The organism is Hymenobacter translucens (genome assembly GCF_020685205.1).
GTDB lineage: Bacteria > Bacteroidota > Bacteroidia > Cytophagales > Hymenobacteraceae > Hymenobacter > Hymenobacter translucens.
Window position 1 is genome coordinate 170,800 of sequence record NZ_JAJERB010000009.1, and the last position, 13,616, is coordinate 184,415.

16 protein-coding genes are annotated in these 13,616 nt (G+C 60.6%); 6 read left to right on the top strand and 10 right to left on the bottom strand.

Features of this window, described 5'->3' with window-relative positions:
- The first annotated feature begins 73 nt into the window (after positions 1-73).
- Positions 74-1,093 (top strand): YeiH family protein, encoded by a 1,020-nt coding sequence (locus tag LJY25_RS18245; RefSeq protein ID WP_227609912.1) that lies wholly within the window; start codon positions 74-76, stop codon positions 1,091-1,093.
- A gap of 260 nt (positions 1,094-1,353) precedes the next feature.
- On the opposite strand, the gene LJY25_RS18250 is transcribed toward LJY25_RS18245, so the two are convergent.
- The gene (locus LJY25_RS18250) at positions 1,354-1,539 is read right to left on the bottom strand and encodes a hypothetical protein (protein WP_227609913.1); all 186 of its coding nucleotides are present in this window, start codon (positions 1,537-1,539) and stop codon (positions 1,354-1,356) included.
- Between the two features lie 147 nt (positions 1,540-1,686).
- Here LJY25_RS18250 and LJY25_RS18255 point away from each other — a divergent pair, with 147 nt between their 5' ends.
- From LJY25_RS18255 to LJY25_RS18270, 4 genes are read left to right on the top strand one after another with little or no spacing between them, the layout of a single operon-like run.
- Positions 1,687-1,932, top strand: a complete 246-nt coding sequence (locus LJY25_RS18255; RefSeq protein WP_227609914.1) for a hypothetical protein — start codon at positions 1,687-1,689, stop codon at positions 1,930-1,932.
- Positions 1,933-1,968: 36 nt separating this feature from the next.
- Positions 1,969-2,697, top strand: coding sequence for a hypothetical protein (locus tag LJY25_RS18260; protein ID WP_227609915.1), 729 nt, complete (start codon positions 1,969-1,971; stop codon positions 2,695-2,697).
- Between the two features lie 42 nt (positions 2,698-2,739).
- Entirely contained in the window at positions 2,740-4,008 is a 1,269-nt protein-coding gene (locus tag LJY25_RS18265) for an SHOCT domain-containing protein (protein WP_227609973.1), read from the top strand.
- A gap of 50 nt (positions 4,009-4,058) precedes the next feature.
- Entirely contained in the window at positions 4,059-5,117 is a 1,059-nt protein-coding gene (locus LJY25_RS18270) for a DUF3089 domain-containing protein (RefSeq protein WP_227609916.1), read from the top strand.
- 24 nt (positions 5,118-5,141) lie between these two features.
- Here LJY25_RS18270 and LJY25_RS18275 read toward each other — a convergent pair whose 3' ends face one another.
- On the bottom strand, positions 5,142-6,734 hold the full coding sequence (locus LJY25_RS18275; protein ID WP_227609917.1) for a glycerol-3-phosphate dehydrogenase/oxidase: 1,593 nt from the start codon (positions 6,732-6,734) through the stop codon (positions 5,142-5,144).
- Positions 6,735-6,826: 92 nt separating this feature from the next.
- Here LJY25_RS18275 and LJY25_RS21300 point away from each other — a divergent pair, with 92 nt between their 5' ends.
- Positions 6,827-6,958 carry a hypothetical protein gene (locus tag LJY25_RS21300; RefSeq protein ID WP_262908857.1) on the top strand — a complete coding sequence of 44 codons (132 nt, stop codon included), beginning with the start codon at positions 6,827-6,829 and terminating at the stop codon, positions 6,956-6,958.
- A gap of 85 nt (positions 6,959-7,043) precedes the next feature.
- On the opposite strand, the gene tsf is transcribed toward LJY25_RS21300, so the two are convergent.
- The 8 genes from tsf to LJY25_RS18315 all read right to left on the bottom strand — a co-directional run bounded on the left by tsf (position 7,044) and on the right by LJY25_RS18315 (position 13,498).
- Positions 7,044-7,880, bottom strand: coding sequence for a translation elongation factor Ts (gene tsf, locus LJY25_RS18280; protein WP_227609918.1), 837 nt, complete (start codon positions 7,878-7,880; stop codon positions 7,044-7,046).
- Between the two features lie 153 nt (positions 7,881-8,033).
- Positions 8,034-8,801, bottom strand: a complete 768-nt coding sequence (gene rpsB / locus LJY25_RS18285) for a 30S ribosomal protein S2 (protein ID WP_227609919.1) — start codon at positions 8,799-8,801, stop codon at positions 8,034-8,036.
- 18 nt (positions 8,802-8,819) lie between these two features.
- On the bottom strand, positions 8,820-9,206 hold the full coding sequence (rpsI, locus tag LJY25_RS18290) for a 30S ribosomal protein S9 (RefSeq protein WP_227609920.1): 387 nt from the start codon (positions 9,204-9,206) through the stop codon (positions 8,820-8,822).
- Positions 9,207-9,246: 40 nt separating this feature from the next.
- Complete coding sequence (gene rplM / locus LJY25_RS18295; protein WP_227609921.1) at positions 9,247-9,699, bottom strand: 50S ribosomal protein L13; 453 nt, start codon at positions 9,697-9,699, stop codon at positions 9,247-9,249.
- Between the two features lie 148 nt (positions 9,700-9,847).
- Positions 9,848-10,561: an RluA family pseudouridine synthase gene (locus LJY25_RS18300; protein ID WP_227609922.1), complete on the bottom strand. Its 714-nt coding sequence runs from the start codon at positions 10,559-10,561 to the stop codon at positions 9,848-9,850.
- Between the two features lie 102 nt (positions 10,562-10,663).
- Positions 10,664-11,716 (bottom strand): sensor histidine kinase, encoded by a 1,053-nt coding sequence (locus LJY25_RS18305; RefSeq protein ID WP_227609923.1) that lies wholly within the window; start codon positions 11,714-11,716, stop codon positions 10,664-10,666.
- A 101-nt stretch (positions 11,717-11,817) separates the two neighbouring features.
- Positions 11,818-12,516: a response regulator transcription factor gene (locus LJY25_RS18310; protein ID WP_227609924.1), complete on the bottom strand. Its 699-nt coding sequence runs from the start codon at positions 12,514-12,516 to the stop codon at positions 11,818-11,820.
- Positions 12,517-12,670: 154 nt separating this feature from the next.
- The gene (locus tag LJY25_RS18315; protein ID WP_227609925.1) at positions 12,671-13,498 is read right to left on the bottom strand and encodes a DUF3108 domain-containing protein; all 828 of its coding nucleotides are present in this window, start codon (positions 13,496-13,498) and stop codon (positions 12,671-12,673) included.
- Positions 13,499-13,616: the final 118 nt, after the last annotated feature.

Below are 13,616 nucleotides of genomic sequence, written 5' to 3' on the forward strand. Positions count from 1 at the left end.
AATTGCTGATAATCATTTTTGATTATCGAACGGGAGACGGTCATCGTACTTTTAGGGTCCCATCCCGCCCTGCATGAAAGCTACCCACCCTCGCCCGTCGGTTTCGCCCCCCGATGCTGGTGCCTTTGCCGCCTGGCTGAACCAGCCATTCCCGCTATTAGGCGTCCAAGTCACACCCCAGCAGCTGATTTTCGGCCTGGGCGCCCTGATATGCCTTTCCCCGCTGGGCTCCCCACCGCTGGCGCTGGTGCTGGGGCTGATGGTCGCCCTGCTCGTCGGCAACCCGGTTCTCGCCCAGAGCCGGCGCTACACGGGGAAGCTGCTGCAGTGGTCGGTGGTCGGGCTGGGCTTTGGTATGAACACCCACGCCGCGCTGGCTGCGGGCCGGCAGGGCATCCTGTTCACGGTGGCTTCCATCTTCGGCACGCTGGTGCTGGGCTTTCTGGTAGGCCGCTGGCTGGGCATCGACCGCAAGACGTCCCACCTTATTTCCTGCGGCACGGCCATCTGCGGGGGCAGCGCTATTGCCGCCGTCGGGCCGGTCATCAAAGCCGAGGAGTCGCAGCTGTCGGTGGCCCTGGGCACGGTGTTTATCCTGAACTCGGTAGCGCTGTTTCTGTTTCCGTCGGTGGGGCACCTGCTGCACATGAGCCAGAACCAGTTCGGGCTGTGGGCCGCCATTGCCATCCACGATACCAGCTCGGTGGTAGGCGCCGCCGAGCACTACGGTACCGAAGCTCTGCAGGTCGCCACTACCGTAAAGCTGGCCCGGGCCCTGTGGATTATCCCGGTGTCGCTCGGCACCGCCCTTTTGTTTAAGACCCCCGGCGCGAAAATCAAGTGGCCCTACTTTATCCTGGGCTTTATCGGCGCCATGCTCTTGAACACCTACGTGGCCGCGCTGGCGCCCATTGCCCCTGTCGTGGTCAAAGCCGCCAAGCTGGGCCTTACGCTGACGTTGTTTCTGATTGGTGCCGGCCTGTCGGCCAAGGTGCTGCGCTCCGTCGGCATCCGCCCCTTTGCCCAGGGCGTGCTGCTCTGGACGCTGATTTCCGCCGTTTCGCTCTGGGTTATCCTGCAGACAGTAGCTTAGATGGAGCTGCAAGCATTTTTGGCGGATGTTATTAAATCGTTCTGTCGTCCTGAAGCAAAGCCGAAGGACTTGCCACCGATAAGCAAGAAGCCTTCATAAATCAGCAAAAGCCCCTTTCCACGCAATGGAAAGGGGCTTTTGCTTTGCATAGTAGGCCGCCAAGCAAAGTAGAGACAGGTCCTGGTTCGATGCTTGGGACGCAGAATGCTCAAGATGGCAAAACGGCAAAAAGCTTGCAGCTTGAGGCTTACAGCTGGCAGCTATTTATCCTCCTTCTTCCGGCCGGAACCGCTTTTCTTGCCGCCGCCATCGTTTTTATTGACGGTAGCCCAGGCCCGGCGCTCGGCTTCTTCTTCCGGGACGCCGCGCTTTTCGTAGCCTTCTTCAATGTGCTCGGCCTGCCGCTTCTGCTTGTCGGTGTAGGCGGATTTATCTCCCTGAGGCATGGTGATGGTGCGTTAAGGTGAAACAGTAGTGCGTTATTGCTCAGCTGTATACGCGGGCCGGAGCCGGCTGTTTCTAGCGTTGAGCTGCGGATGTTGGCCCGGGGCTGCCTATATTCGCTTTTTCGCTGCCCGACCCCGCCCGCTTTTATGCGTCAACTAGCCGATATTCCGCATCCGGAAGCTAAAATCACTTTGTTTTCCTGGAATGGTAAATACCTCATCAAGCTGGAAAAAGGCCCGTTCGAACAGACCTACAAAGTCAGTGAGATGGACGTGACCAGTGAGGCCGACGTGCGCGACCTGCTCGACGAAGCGTTTCTGGCCGCGGCCCTGGCCCGCTTCCAGGCAATGGCCGCCGACCTGCACGCAGCCTTCCAGCGTCACGATCTTTAAGGCCGCCCATTCCTGTTTTCTTCTCAACCGTTTTATATGAAAAGACTTTACCCCGTTCTGTTTTTGTTTACCCTGTTTCTGGCGGTGGGTCCCCGCGCTTCGGCCCAGCTGTACGACGTGCGGGCCGGCAGCTACAACTATGAGCGCCAGGAGCGCGAGGTTCTGAAAGTGCAGGTGGAGGGCACCGCCGACTGGACCCGGAACTTCTGGGCCGACTGGCTGAAGGACAACTACAACATCAAGCTCAAGGGCGGGGGCGTGATGGGCGTCGGCAAAAAGGACGTGCAGGTAGCCAAGCAGACGCCGGCCAATGCCATTTCCGGCCGCCTGCTCGACCTGTATTCCACCGTCAGCTCGCCTTCCGACTCGGTTTCGGAGTTGAGCGTGTTCGGCAGCTACGGCCCCGACTCCTTTTTCAGCGAAGACAAAACGCCCAAGGAGTACGCCGCCCTGCGCTCCATGGTGCAGAGCTTTGCCGCCGCTGCCCGCCTGAAAGCCTACCGGGAGCAGATCGAAGCCGCCGACAAGCTGGTAGCCGATACCCAGAAGGAAAGAGAGCGGCTCGAAAAGGAAACCGGAGCCCTCAAAGCCAGCACGGCCAGCAACCTCGCCCGCATCGAGGCCCTCAAAAAGCAGAACGTCGACAACATGCTCAAGGTCCGCGAGGACTCGGTAAAGCTGATCAATAATGCCCGGCTGATGGAGCTGCACAAGCTGCGTTTGCAGCAGCGGCGTGACCGGCTGACCGCACTTGACCGTAAATAGGGGCGCTCCGCGGTTACGCGGCGTGTAGTACAAACCACCGGAATGGAAAAAGACCCCTCCCCACTTGATACCCTTCGCCAGCTGAAAGAGTGGCTGGACGCCGGCACGATTACGCCCGCCGAGTTTGAAACGCTGAAGCGCAAGCTGCTTTTCGGGGACGCTCCCGCCGGGGCAGCTCCAGTTGTCCCCCCGGCACCGGTTTCCCCTCCGGCGCCCATAACGCCCCCGGCGCCTGTGCCGCCGCCGCCCCCGCCGCTGCCAACGCCCATTCCAACGCCGCCCCCACCTCCGCCGGCTGCTCCTCCGAGTGAGCATTTGGCCGAAACGGTGCCGGTCGATGGTCCTTTCGGGCCTTCGGTGGTTGAATTCTTTCCAGAAAGGGAGAAGCCGACGCCGGCTGCAACCGAAACCGGCAGCGGGACGATACCGCCCGTGACCCCGCCCCCAACAGGCTTCAGCAACAACAGCCGGCCGGTTCCGGTGGAGCCCACTTTCCGCACAACTTCTGCGCCGCCGGTGCCTCCCATGCCCCCGGTGGCTCCGGTAGGCCCGTCGGAGGAGCCCCTGGATGAGGAAGTAGAGGTGGAAGAAGCCCCCGCCCGCAGCCCGCTCAGCCTGGTGCTCATCATCGGCGGAATCCTGCTGCTGCTGAGTCTGGTGCTGTATCTGGCCCTGGGCAACCGTGAGTCGGAGCACCTGTCGAGTAAAACCCGCACCGCCGACGACAGCCTGATGGTAACGCCCGAAACCGGCCCGCAGGGCGAGCAGATTGACCTGCCCGTAGCCCCGGCGCCCGAAACCGTACGCGTCCAGCCTGCCCTTCCCCCGGCAGCGGCCCCCTCGGTCGACTCCGCGGCTGTAACTCCTGCTCCCGCGGCCGCCCCGGCCGCTACCCCGGCTCCCGTCGACGAAAGTGCCGTGCGGAGCCAGGCGCAGTCGGTGCTGGAGGCGTACTACGAAGACCTGAAAGCCGCGCCCTTTGATGCCAGTCGCCATTTTGCCCCGACGGTGGAGCGTTTCTATACCCAGCAGAACACCACGCCGGCCGCCATCAGTGAGGAGTTGGCCCGCAGCCATTTCCCGGAGTTCCAGCAGGCGGAAACCGAGATTGAGCCCGGCACCATGAAGGTGGGCCCGCCGGCCGAGGACGGCTCCCGTGTCGTCACTTATCAGGAGCGCAGCAAGGCCTTCCGCCAGTCGCGGCAGCAGCACCAGCAGACGCTGGCGCAGGTGCGCGTCCGGCTCGACCGCAACGGCAAAATCGTGTACCTGCGGCAGGAGCGCCTGCTTGAAAACGTCTTCACCGAGTAGCCGGACCGGGCTGCAACCATTCGCGGAGGAGCGGTGTCTTGCTGTTGCTCATGAAAAGTACCCGTTTCACCTTTTCCTTGTGGGCCGCGCTGGGACTGCCGCTGCTTTCGTCTTGCCTGAACGTGCTGGCCCCCCGGCGCGATTTTGCTGCCTACCCGTCGCCACCGGCTCCGGACTATTCCCAGGAGGACAGCTGGGCCGCCCTGCCCGAGCGGCGCGACTCGGCGGATGCCGTGCCGAAGAACTCTGGTCTGCGTGACCGGCAGCGCAATGCCGCCGTCGACGTGTTTTTTCTGCACCCGACCACCTACTACGGCCGGGGACCCTGGAATGCCGCGCTGACTGACGCCGCTACCAACCGCGTCACCGACCGCAACACGATTCGCAATCAGGCCAGCGTGTTCAACTCCGTAGGCCGCATCTACGCGCCCCGGTACCGGCAGGCCACGCTTTACTCGTTTTTCGACGAGCCCAACCCCAGCAGCAAAGCTGCCATCGACCTGGCGTACATCGACGTGAAGGCGGCTTTTCAGTATTTCCTCGACCACTACCACACGAGCAACCGGCCCATCATCCTGGCCGGGCACAGCCAGGGTACTTACCTCACGCGCCGCCTGCTGCACGACTTTTTCGAAAACGACCCGGTCCTGCGCAAACAGCTCGTGGCCGCCTACCTGGTGGGGCACACCGTAAAGCCCGACGAGTTTACAACTATCCGGCCCTGCGAGGACTCCACCCAGACCGGCTGCTACGTGAGCTGGAATACGGTAGAGTGGGGCCAGGAGTACCCGCAGTTCAGCCAGGGCGTGGCTACCAACCCGCTGACCTGGACCCGTGACACGGCTACGGCCCCGGCCGCGCTCAACCTGGGCGGTGTGCCGTTTCTGTTTAACCGCGTTGACAAAGGCGTAGTGGATGCCCGGCCGCACCAGGGCCTACTGTGGGTGCATGTGCCGAAGCCCGTTGGCTACCTGCGCTTTATTCTGCCCGGGATGCCCGAGCTGCGCCATTCCTTCCACGTAGCCGACTATGGTCTGTTCTATATGAATGTACGGCACAACGCCGAAACCCGGGTGCGCACGTACCGCAGGAGCATCGGCCGGCAGTAGGGAGCTGCTCACACCCGGTCACGCTTACCCGGGTGCCAGCACATACTGCCGGGCCAGCTGCGTGAATTCAATTACCTGCTGCTGCTGCCAATTGGCATCCCGGTCCAGCTCCCGGGCCAGCAGACGGGCTACCAGCGGCGCCATGCGGATAGCCGCGGCGGCGTCGAGGAACAGCACCCGCACCCGTCGGGCCAACACATCTTCCACCGTGCGGGCCATTTCCCACCGCGCCGCCCATACTACCTCGACCTGCCGAAATTCCAGCGCCGGGTCCAGCTTCTCGGCCAGCTCCGGGTGCTCCGTCATTAGCTGCTGCAGAGCCGGGGCATCGGTGCCGTACCCGGAGAGGTGGCTGTGGTGGTCAGGAGTGGGCTGCGCCCCATGAATGGGCAGCTCGGCGGTACGGGTGGAGGCGGGGCGAAGCCGGCCCATGGCTACGGCCCGGTCTATGGTGTCTTCCCCCATGCGGCGGTAGGTGGTCCACTTGCCCCCGGTAATGGTAATCAGCCCGGCTTTCGAAACCAGAATCTTGTGGCTGCGCGAAATCTCCCGGGTTTTCGCCGAGCCGTTCCGGGGCGCGGCCAACGGGCGCAGCCCGGCAAAGATGCTTAGCACATCGGAGCGGCGGGGCGGACGAACCAGGTAACGGGCCGCGGTGCGCAGAATAAACTCAATTTCCTCTTCCAGGGCCCGGGGCTCGGGGCTGATGATGTCCAGGGGCGTGTCGGTGGTGCCCAATACGATGCGGTTGTGCCAGGGCACCGCAAACAGCACCCGGCCGTCCTCAGTCTTCGGAATCATTAGCGCATCCTCCCCGGGCAGAAATGACTGGTCGAGCACCAGGTGCACGCCCTGACTGGGCCGTACGAGCTTGGGGACGCCGGGCTCGTCGAGCTGCAGGATATCGTCCACGAAGATGCCGGTAGCATTTATCACCGTCTTCGCCTGTACGTCGTAGGTCTGGCCGGATTCCTGGTCGGCCGCCACTACGCCGGTAATCTGACCCTGCGCGTCTTTTAACAGCTTTTGCACAGCGCAGTGGTTGAGCATTGTGCCGCCCAGCTCCACGGCCGTCTGCGCCAGGTTGATGGCCAGGCGGGCGTCGTCGAACTGCCCGTCGTGGTACAGCACCCCGCCCCGGAGCCCCGCCGGCTGCAGGTTGCCCAAACGGCTCAAGGTTTCCTGCCGGCTCAGGTGGGCCGATGCTCCCAGGCTCAGCTTGCCAGCCAGTAGGTCGTAGAGCTTGAGCCCGATAGTATAGAAAGGTCCGCCCCACCAGTCGTAGTTGGGAATGATAAAATCCTGGTTTTTGACCAAATGAGGCGCGTTTTTCAGCAGCAGGCCCCGTTCGTACAACGCCTCCCGCACGAGCCGCACGTCGCCCTGGGCCAGGTAGCGCACCCCGCCGTGAACCAGCTTGGTGCTCCGGCTGGAAGTGCCCTTGGCAAAATCGTCGCGCTCCAGCAGCAGGGTGGAGTAGCCCCGGCTTAGCGCATCCAGCGCCACGCCCAGCCCCGTGGCCCCACCCCCGATAACGACCACGTCCCAACTGGGGCGGGACTGTAGCTGCCCCAGCAGGACTTCACGGCTGAACACGGACGGTTTTTCGCTGGACATTGGAAAGCTTGTTTACCTGGGAAGACGAACAACCGCTTACGGCTGTTGTAGCTTTGCCGGGCAAATAAGCTCGTCAATCTTACCTCAACTTCATGCAAGGCATCAACTGGCCGCGGCTGCTTATCGGATTGCTGTTTCTGATCCTGCTGGTGGCCCTGGCGAAAAACCTGCTTCAGGGCGTAAACCGGCCGAAAAGAACGGTTCCCACCAGTCAGGGACGCTAGCGTATTTTCCTGCTGGAGAGAAACAACAAAAAGCCCCGCCGGCACGATGCCAGCGGGGCTTCTCAATTTAATTTAAGCCGAAAGCTTAGGCACCAATGGCCACGCGCTTGAAGTCGGTTACCGTCATGCCTTTCGACGTTTTGTCGAGCAGCTGAGCAATGGTCAGGGAGTTATCCTTCACGAACTCCTGGTTGAGCAGGGTGTTCTCCTTGTAGAACTTGTTGAGCTTGCCCTGGGCAATCTTCTCCAGCATGGCCTCGGGCTTGCCTTCGGCACGCGCCTGCTCTTTGCCGATTTCGATTTCGCGCTCAACGGTAGCGGAGTCCACACCGTCTTTGTCAACGGCAACGGGCTTCATGGCGACGATCTGCATGGCGACGTCGCGGCCCACGGCCGTGATGTCGGCACCGGCAACGTTCTTCAGGCCTACGAGTACGCCTTTCTTGCCGTCGGAGTGGATGTAGGAAGCAACTTTCTCGGCGTTCAGCGTAGCGTAGGTCACGTCCAGCTTCTCGCCGATTTTGCCCATCAGGTCGGTGATGTGCTCCTGCACGGTCAGGCCGTCCTCTTCCTTGGCCGACAGTACTTCTTCTTTGGTGGTGGCGTTGGTACGCACAGCAGCATCGAGGATGCGCTGCACCAGCTCGCGGAAGTTAGCCACCTTGGCTACTGATTCCGTTTCGCAGGCCAAGGCTACGAGCTTGCCGTTCGAGCCATCTTCGCTAACCTGCACCAGTACTACGCCCTCGGAAGTGGCGTTGTCGGCGCGCTTGTCGGCAATCTTCTGACCCTGCTTGCGCAGAATGTCACGAGCGGCCTCGAAGTCGCCATCGGCTTCGGTCAGTGCTTTTTTACAATCCATCATGCCGGCACCGGTCATGGTGCGGAGCTTGTTCACGTCTGCGGCGGTAATTGCTGCCATTGTTTGGTAGGAGTTAGTAGCTAGAAGCTAGGAGTTAGAATCAAAATGAGTAGGACGGAAAGAAGCTAGGAGCCAGGGGCCAGATTTGAATGGGCAAACTGCCTGCATCACAAATTCCAGCTCCTGACTCCTAGCTTCTAGCTCCTTGAAAGACTATTCGTCAGCAGCCTGTTTTTCCTTGATGCCTTCGTCTTCCGACTGCTTTTTGTCAGCCTCGTCTTTGTCAACCTTGCGCTCCGACAGGCCTTCCTCGATGGCCTTGCCCATAGCGGTTACGATCAAAGCAATCGACTTCGATGCGTCGTCGTTGGCCGGGATGGGGAACTGCACGAGCTCGGGGTTGGAGTTGGTGTCGCAGATAGCGAAAACCGGGATACCCAGCTTCTGGGCTTCCTTCACGGCAATGTGCTCACGCTTCACGTCAACTACGAACAGGGCAGCGGGCAGGCGGCTCAGGTCGGCGATGCCACCCAGAACGCGCTCCAGCTTTTCCCGCTCACGCGACATCATCAGACGCTCGCGCTTAGCCATGGCGGCGTAGGCGGTGTTTTCCTTTACCATCTTGTCGATGGTGCTCATCTTCTTCAGCGACTTGCGAACGGTAGCGAAGTTGGTGAGCATGCCACCCAGCCAGCGGTCGGTTACGAACGGCATCTTGAGGCGCTCAGCCTCTGCCGTTACGATTTCCTGCGCCTGCTTCTTGGTGGCCACGAACATTACCTTACGGCCGCTCTTGGCGATGTTGCGGATGGCCGAGGTGGCCTGCTCCAGCGAAGCCAGGGTCTTGTTCAGGTCGATGATGTGGATGCCGTTCTTCTCCATGAAGATGTACGGCGCCATTTTCGGATCCCACTTGCGCGTAAGGTGACCAAAGTGGGCACCTGCGTCGAGCAGGTCTTTATAGGTGGTGGACTGAGCCATGATAAATTTCCTCTGGGATTAGCGTTTCGAGAACTGGAACGAGCGGCGTGCTTTGCGCTTGCCGAACTTCTTGCGTTCCACCATGCGGGGGTCGCGGGTCAGGAAGCCTTCCTTCTTCAGAGCCGGACGGGTATCAGCGGCTTCTTCCACAAGGGCCTTCGAGATAGCCAGGCGAATAGCTTCGGCCTGAGCCGAGATGCCGCCGCCGCGCACGTTGACCTTCACGTCGTACTGCCCGTTTTTCTCGAGCGTAGCGAAGGGCTGGTTCACGATGTTTTCCAGGAGCTCGTTGCCGAAGTACGACTTCATGTCCCGGTCGTTGATAGTGATATTCCCTTGCCCGGCCTGCATGTAGATGCGGGCCACCGAGGTTTTTCTTCTACCAGAGGTGTTGGTGATTTCCATTAATGAAAAAATAAAGAGAAAAGGAGAAGCCGGTCAGGGCTTACAGTTTGTTCAAATCAGCGGGCTTGGGCTGCTGGGCTTCGTGCGGGTGCTCGGCACCTTCGTACACGAACAGGCTGCGGAACTGCTCCCGGCCAAGACGGTTGTGGGGCAGCATACCACGTACGGCGTGCTCGATTACGCGGGTCGAGGATTTCTCCATCACCTCACGCATCGACTTACGCTTCTGGCCACCGGGGTAGCCCGAGTGCGATACGTAGATTTTGTCGGTCATCTTTTTGCCAGTCACGCGCAGTTTGTCGGCGTTGATAACGATAACCGAATCGCCACAATCAGAGTTGGGCGTGAACGAGGGCTTGTGCTTGCCGCGCAGGATGTTAGCAATCTGGCTGGCCACGCGGCCCAGCGGTGCAACGCTAGCATCAACGACGACCCAGCCCTTGTTGGCGTTGGCTTTGTTGACGGATTGCGTCTTGAAGCTCAGATGATCCATTGGGGAAATGAGTAAACGTTTGGAAATGAGATAGAACCCACCAGGGTCCGGGAAAAACGGACACAAAGTTACCTTTCTATCCTGAAAAAACAAGCGGTACTGTACTATTTGTGATTGAGTTCCACGGACTTTCGCCCGTCAGCCACGGCTAGCGGTACTGCCGGAGCGTGTCGACCAGCACCCGGAAATCCTTGGGGTAGGGGGCCGCTACCGTCACCGGCTCCCCGTTGAGGCGGGCAAACGTAAGCTCGGCCGCGTGCAGGGCAAACCGCTTGATGAAGGGCTGCTCTTCGTCGCCTTCCTTCATATTAAACTTGCGCTTGAGGCTGGAAAGAAAGAAATGCTCGCCGCCGTAGAGCGTGTCGCCCACGATGGACGCCTGCAGATACATAAGGTGGAGGCGGATCTGGTGCATCCGGCCGGTGATGGGCTCGCACTGAACCAGGGTGTGGCGGGCAAAGGTTTCCAGGGTCGTGAAGTAGGTTTCGGCCTCCTTGCCTTTGTACGCCAGCCGGGCCTTGCCCTTGGTCGTGGTTTCGATGCTGCGGTCGACCAGCTTGCGGTCGAACTGGTGCACCCCGGCCGCAACGGCGTGGTAAAATTTCTTTACCTCCCGGTTTTCGAACTGCATCGACAGGTGGCGGTAGGCCTCCGGGTTTTTTGCCAGCGCCAGGGCGCCCGACGTTTCCTTGTCGAGGCGGTGACAGGCCTGCATGTCGGGGTGGTGCTGCCGGGCCATGCGCAGGATGTTGGGGGCATTGCCCATCCGCTCGTCCAGCGTGGCCAGGTACGGGGGCTTGTTGATGACAACAAAGTCGTCGTCTTCAAACAGAATCAGGTCTTCGAAATCGGGTAGCTTCATAGCGGCCCGCAAAGGTACGAAGATGGAGTTGGGTCTTGAAGAGTAGTTGTTGGTGGTTGGTTATCCGTTGTTAGAGTCGTTCTGACAACGGACAACGGACAACTAACCTACCAGCTGGCGGGGGCGCGTCAGCTTGAACTCCAGAACGGTACCCTGCCCGACCTCGCTCCGGACCCGGATGGTAGACTTGTGCGCTTCGACGATGTGCTTGCTGATGGCCAGGCCCAGGCCCGAGCCGCCCGAGTCGCGGGAACGGCTTTTGTCGATGCGGTAGAACCGTTCGAAGATGCGGCTCTGGTGCTCCTTGGCAATGCCTTCCCCATCGTCGCGCACGGCCACGCGCACGGCTTTGCTGCCCTCGGTGAGCGTGACGGTGACGTGGCCCTGTTCCCGGCCGTACTTGATGGCATTGTCAATGAGGTTTACCAGCACCTGCCGGATGCGGTTCCGGTCGGCCAGCACCGGCATGCCCTCCTCCGGCAGCCGGGGTGGGAAAAGCTGAAGCTTTACGTCGCGCTGGGCCGCCTTCAGCTCCAGCTGCTCGAAGATTTCCGTGACCAAAGCCGCCAGGTCAAACGTCTGCCGGCGCATGCGCACCACGCCCTTTTCCAGCTGGGAAATCGTGACCAGGTCCTGCACCAGAGCGTTGAGCGTATCGAGGCTGACGGCCGTTTTCTGCAGAAACCGCTCCCGCACCTGCTCGTCGTCCACGTCGCCGTCGAGCACGGTGTGCAGAAAGCCCTGGGCGGCGAAGATGGGCGTCTTCAGCTCGTGCGACACGTCGGCCAGGAACTCCCGGCGCAGGGCCTGCAGGCGTTTCAGCTCGTCGATTTCCTGCTGCTTGCGCTCGGCCATCTGCACAATCTCCTCCCGCATCCGCTTCAGGGGCTCGGGCCGGAACAGGAACTTGTTCGACAGCCGCCGGAACTCCTTGCGCTTGATGTGCTCGAGGTCGGCGTACAGGTTGTTGACTTCCCGAAAAATCAGCGCCTCAAACGACAGGTACACCAGAATAAAGCACCCCGACACCGTGAGCCCCGCCGCCAGAAACGCTTCCCGAAACGACATCGTCGTCACTGCCCAGGCAAACGTGGTCAGCGTGGCTGCCACGAGCAGCGACAAAATCAGCGCAATGGTGCGGGACGAGAGGTTCATTCCAGACAAAGGTGCCGCTATCTTGACGGAAAGCGGAATAACGGAGTAGGGCCGAACGGGAGTGTTCTGCTGCGGCAAACGGACACTAAACGGGCAACCTGCTACTCCTTGTTGAACTTGTAGCCCACGCCCTTGATGGTCTGAATGTGGTGGTCACCCACCTTCTCACGCACCTTGCGCACGTGCACATCCACGGTGCGGGCCAGCACAAACACGTCGTTGCCCCAGATGTTTTGCAACAGCTCGTCGCGCCCGAACACCTTGTGGGGCGAGGCGGCCAGAAACGACAACAGCTCAAACTCCTTTTTTGGCAGCATAATCTTCTGCCCGCCCTGGTACACGGCGTAGCCGGTGCGGTCGATGGTCAGGCCGTTAATTTTGATGGTTTCCGACTGGGGCTGCGGGTCCCGGTCGCGGCGGGCGTAGGCTGTAAGGCGGCTGAGCAGGGCCCGGGGCTTAATAGGCTTGGCAATAAAGTCGTCGGCGCCGGCGTCGAAAGCAGCTACTTCCGAAAATTCCTCGGCCCGGGCCGTTAGGAAAATGATATAAGTGTCGCGAAACTGGGGCTGCTCCCGCAGCAGCCGGCAGGTGGCAATGCCGTCGAGCTGGGGCATCATCACGTCCAGCAGAATGATATCGGGCTTTACCTCCGCCGCCATTTCCAGGGCCCGGCGGCCGTTGGGCGCGCTGCTGACGGTGTAGCCCTCCCGGCGGAGGTTGTATTCAAGCAGCTCCACAATGTCCGGGTCGTCGTCGACTACGAGAATCTTGTAAGCGGTAGGGGTGGTAGAGCTTTGCACAGGACGTCGGCGGGTTGAGGGTGAGGAAGAGTAAAAGAACAGCCGTGATGACAAAAATACCGGTGGCGGCGGTGCGGGCAGTGTTACGTTTTTGTGAAGCACGGTCATGGCAGGCAAAAAAAAAGCGACCCGGCGGGGTCGCTTGAAAAGGAGGTCAGTTTTTGGCTACCAGATTCAGCCGGTTTTTCAGGCCCTGGTATTTGTACATATCCACTTTAACGGAGCCGACGACAAGCTCGGCTTGGATGAGCACCGGAATCTTGTTCCGGTCGTCGGAGAGATACACCGAAACCGCATTCTCTCCGCTGAAAAGCTTGTTTTCCGGCATCCGCGGAACCAGCCGGATGGTGCGAATCACGCCGGCCTTGGTTTCCACCGTTTCCCGTCCCTTGTAGATGACGTCGAGGTTAAACACCTGCCCGTCGAAGAAGCCCTGCACGCGGATAAGCTCGCCTACCTTGCGCTGGTCGTAGTTGAGCGTGCGCAGAAAGAAAAAGCCGCTGACCATATCCTGCACGTTGTTGGGCACCTTGAAGGATTCCTTTTTCAGCGGATCCTTGTCGTCGCCCCGGCTTTCGACCAATGCCATATCCCGGGAATGGTCGAAGTCGACGGTTTCCTTTTTGCGGTAGCGGTTTTCCTCGATGTTGCGGAAAAACTTCTGGGGCAGAATGCTGGTGGTGTCGATGTAGGACCGCCAGGTGTCGCGGATGCGCAGGAAGTAGTCGAAGGAGCCGATGGTGCGGCCCGTGACGGTGGCCTTGTAGCAGGGCCGGTCGTTCACCCGGTGAATGTCACCGGCAATCTCGATGGTGGCGTCGGCCGCGTTGATCAGGCCGTAGTGGACCTTGTACCTGACGACCTCCCCCTTGGTAAAGCTGTTGTTGGGCACCGACCGGATGACGTCGCTGGGGCTAAACGCCAGCAGCAGACCCAGGGTGGGCAACAGGAGGGGAGCAGACAGGAGCCAGCGACGATTCATGGAAGTGTGTACGAAGGTAATCAATCAAATGCAGCCTCCTATACGCAAAGGCAATGCCAGCAAGATTTACCGGCGCATAGCGGCTCCCCGGCCTTTCTAGCGCAGCTGCTGCCGTTTA

Excerpts from the sequence above, each read along its gene's own strand:
- LJY25_RS18260 (WP_227609915.1), top strand. The coding sequence starts at position 1,969 with ATGAAAAGACTTTACCCCGTTCTGTTTTTGTTTACCCTGTTTCTGGCG.
- LJY25_RS21300 (WP_262908857.1), top strand. The coding sequence starts at position 6,827 with ATGCAAGGCATCAACTGGCCGCGGCTGCTTATCGGATTGCTGTTTCTG.
- LJY25_RS18300 (WP_227609922.1), bottom strand. The coding sequence starts at position 10,561 with ATGAAGCTACCCGATTTCGAAGACCTGATTCTGTTTGAAGACGACGAC.
- rplM (WP_227609921.1), bottom strand. The coding sequence starts at position 9,699 with ATGGATCATCTGAGCTTCAAGACGCAATCCGTCAACAAAGCCAACGCC.
- LJY25_RS18245 (WP_227609912.1), top strand. The coding sequence starts at position 74 with ATGAAAGCTACCCACCCTCGCCCGTCGGTTTCGCCCCCCGATGCTGGT.
- LJY25_RS18275 (WP_227609917.1), bottom strand. The coding sequence starts at position 6,734 with ATGTCCAGCGAAAAACCGTCCGTGTTCAGCCGTGAAGTCCTGCTGGGG.
- LJY25_RS18270 (WP_227609916.1), top strand. The coding sequence starts at position 4,059 with ATGAAAAGTACCCGTTTCACCTTTTCCTTGTGGGCCGCGCTGGGACTG.
- LJY25_RS18250 (WP_227609913.1), bottom strand. The coding sequence starts at position 1,539 with ATGCCTCAGGGAGATAAATCCGCCTACACCGACAAGCAGAAGCGGCAG.
- LJY25_RS18255 (WP_227609914.1), top strand. The coding sequence starts at position 1,687 with ATGCGTCAACTAGCCGATATTCCGCATCCGGAAGCTAAAATCACTTTG.
- LJY25_RS18265 (WP_227609973.1), top strand. The coding sequence starts at position 2,740 with ATGGAAAAAGACCCCTCCCCACTTGATACCCTTCGCCAGCTGAAAGAG.
- rpsI (WP_227609920.1), bottom strand. The coding sequence starts at position 9,206 with ATGGAAATCACCAACACCTCTGGTAGAAGAAAAACCTCGGTGGCCCGC.
- LJY25_RS18315 (WP_227609925.1), bottom strand. The coding sequence starts at position 13,498 with ATGAATCGTCGCTGGCTCCTGTCTGCTCCCCTCCTGTTGCCCACCCTG.
- LJY25_RS18305 (WP_227609923.1), bottom strand. The coding sequence starts at position 11,716 with ATGAACCTCTCGTCCCGCACCATTGCGCTGATTTTGTCGCTGCTCGTG.
- rpsB (WP_227609919.1), bottom strand. The coding sequence starts at position 8,801 with ATGGCTCAGTCCACCACCTATAAAGACCTGCTCGACGCAGGTGCCCAC.
- tsf (WP_227609918.1), bottom strand. The coding sequence starts at position 7,880 with ATGGCAGCAATTACCGCCGCAGACGTGAACAAGCTCCGCACCATGACC.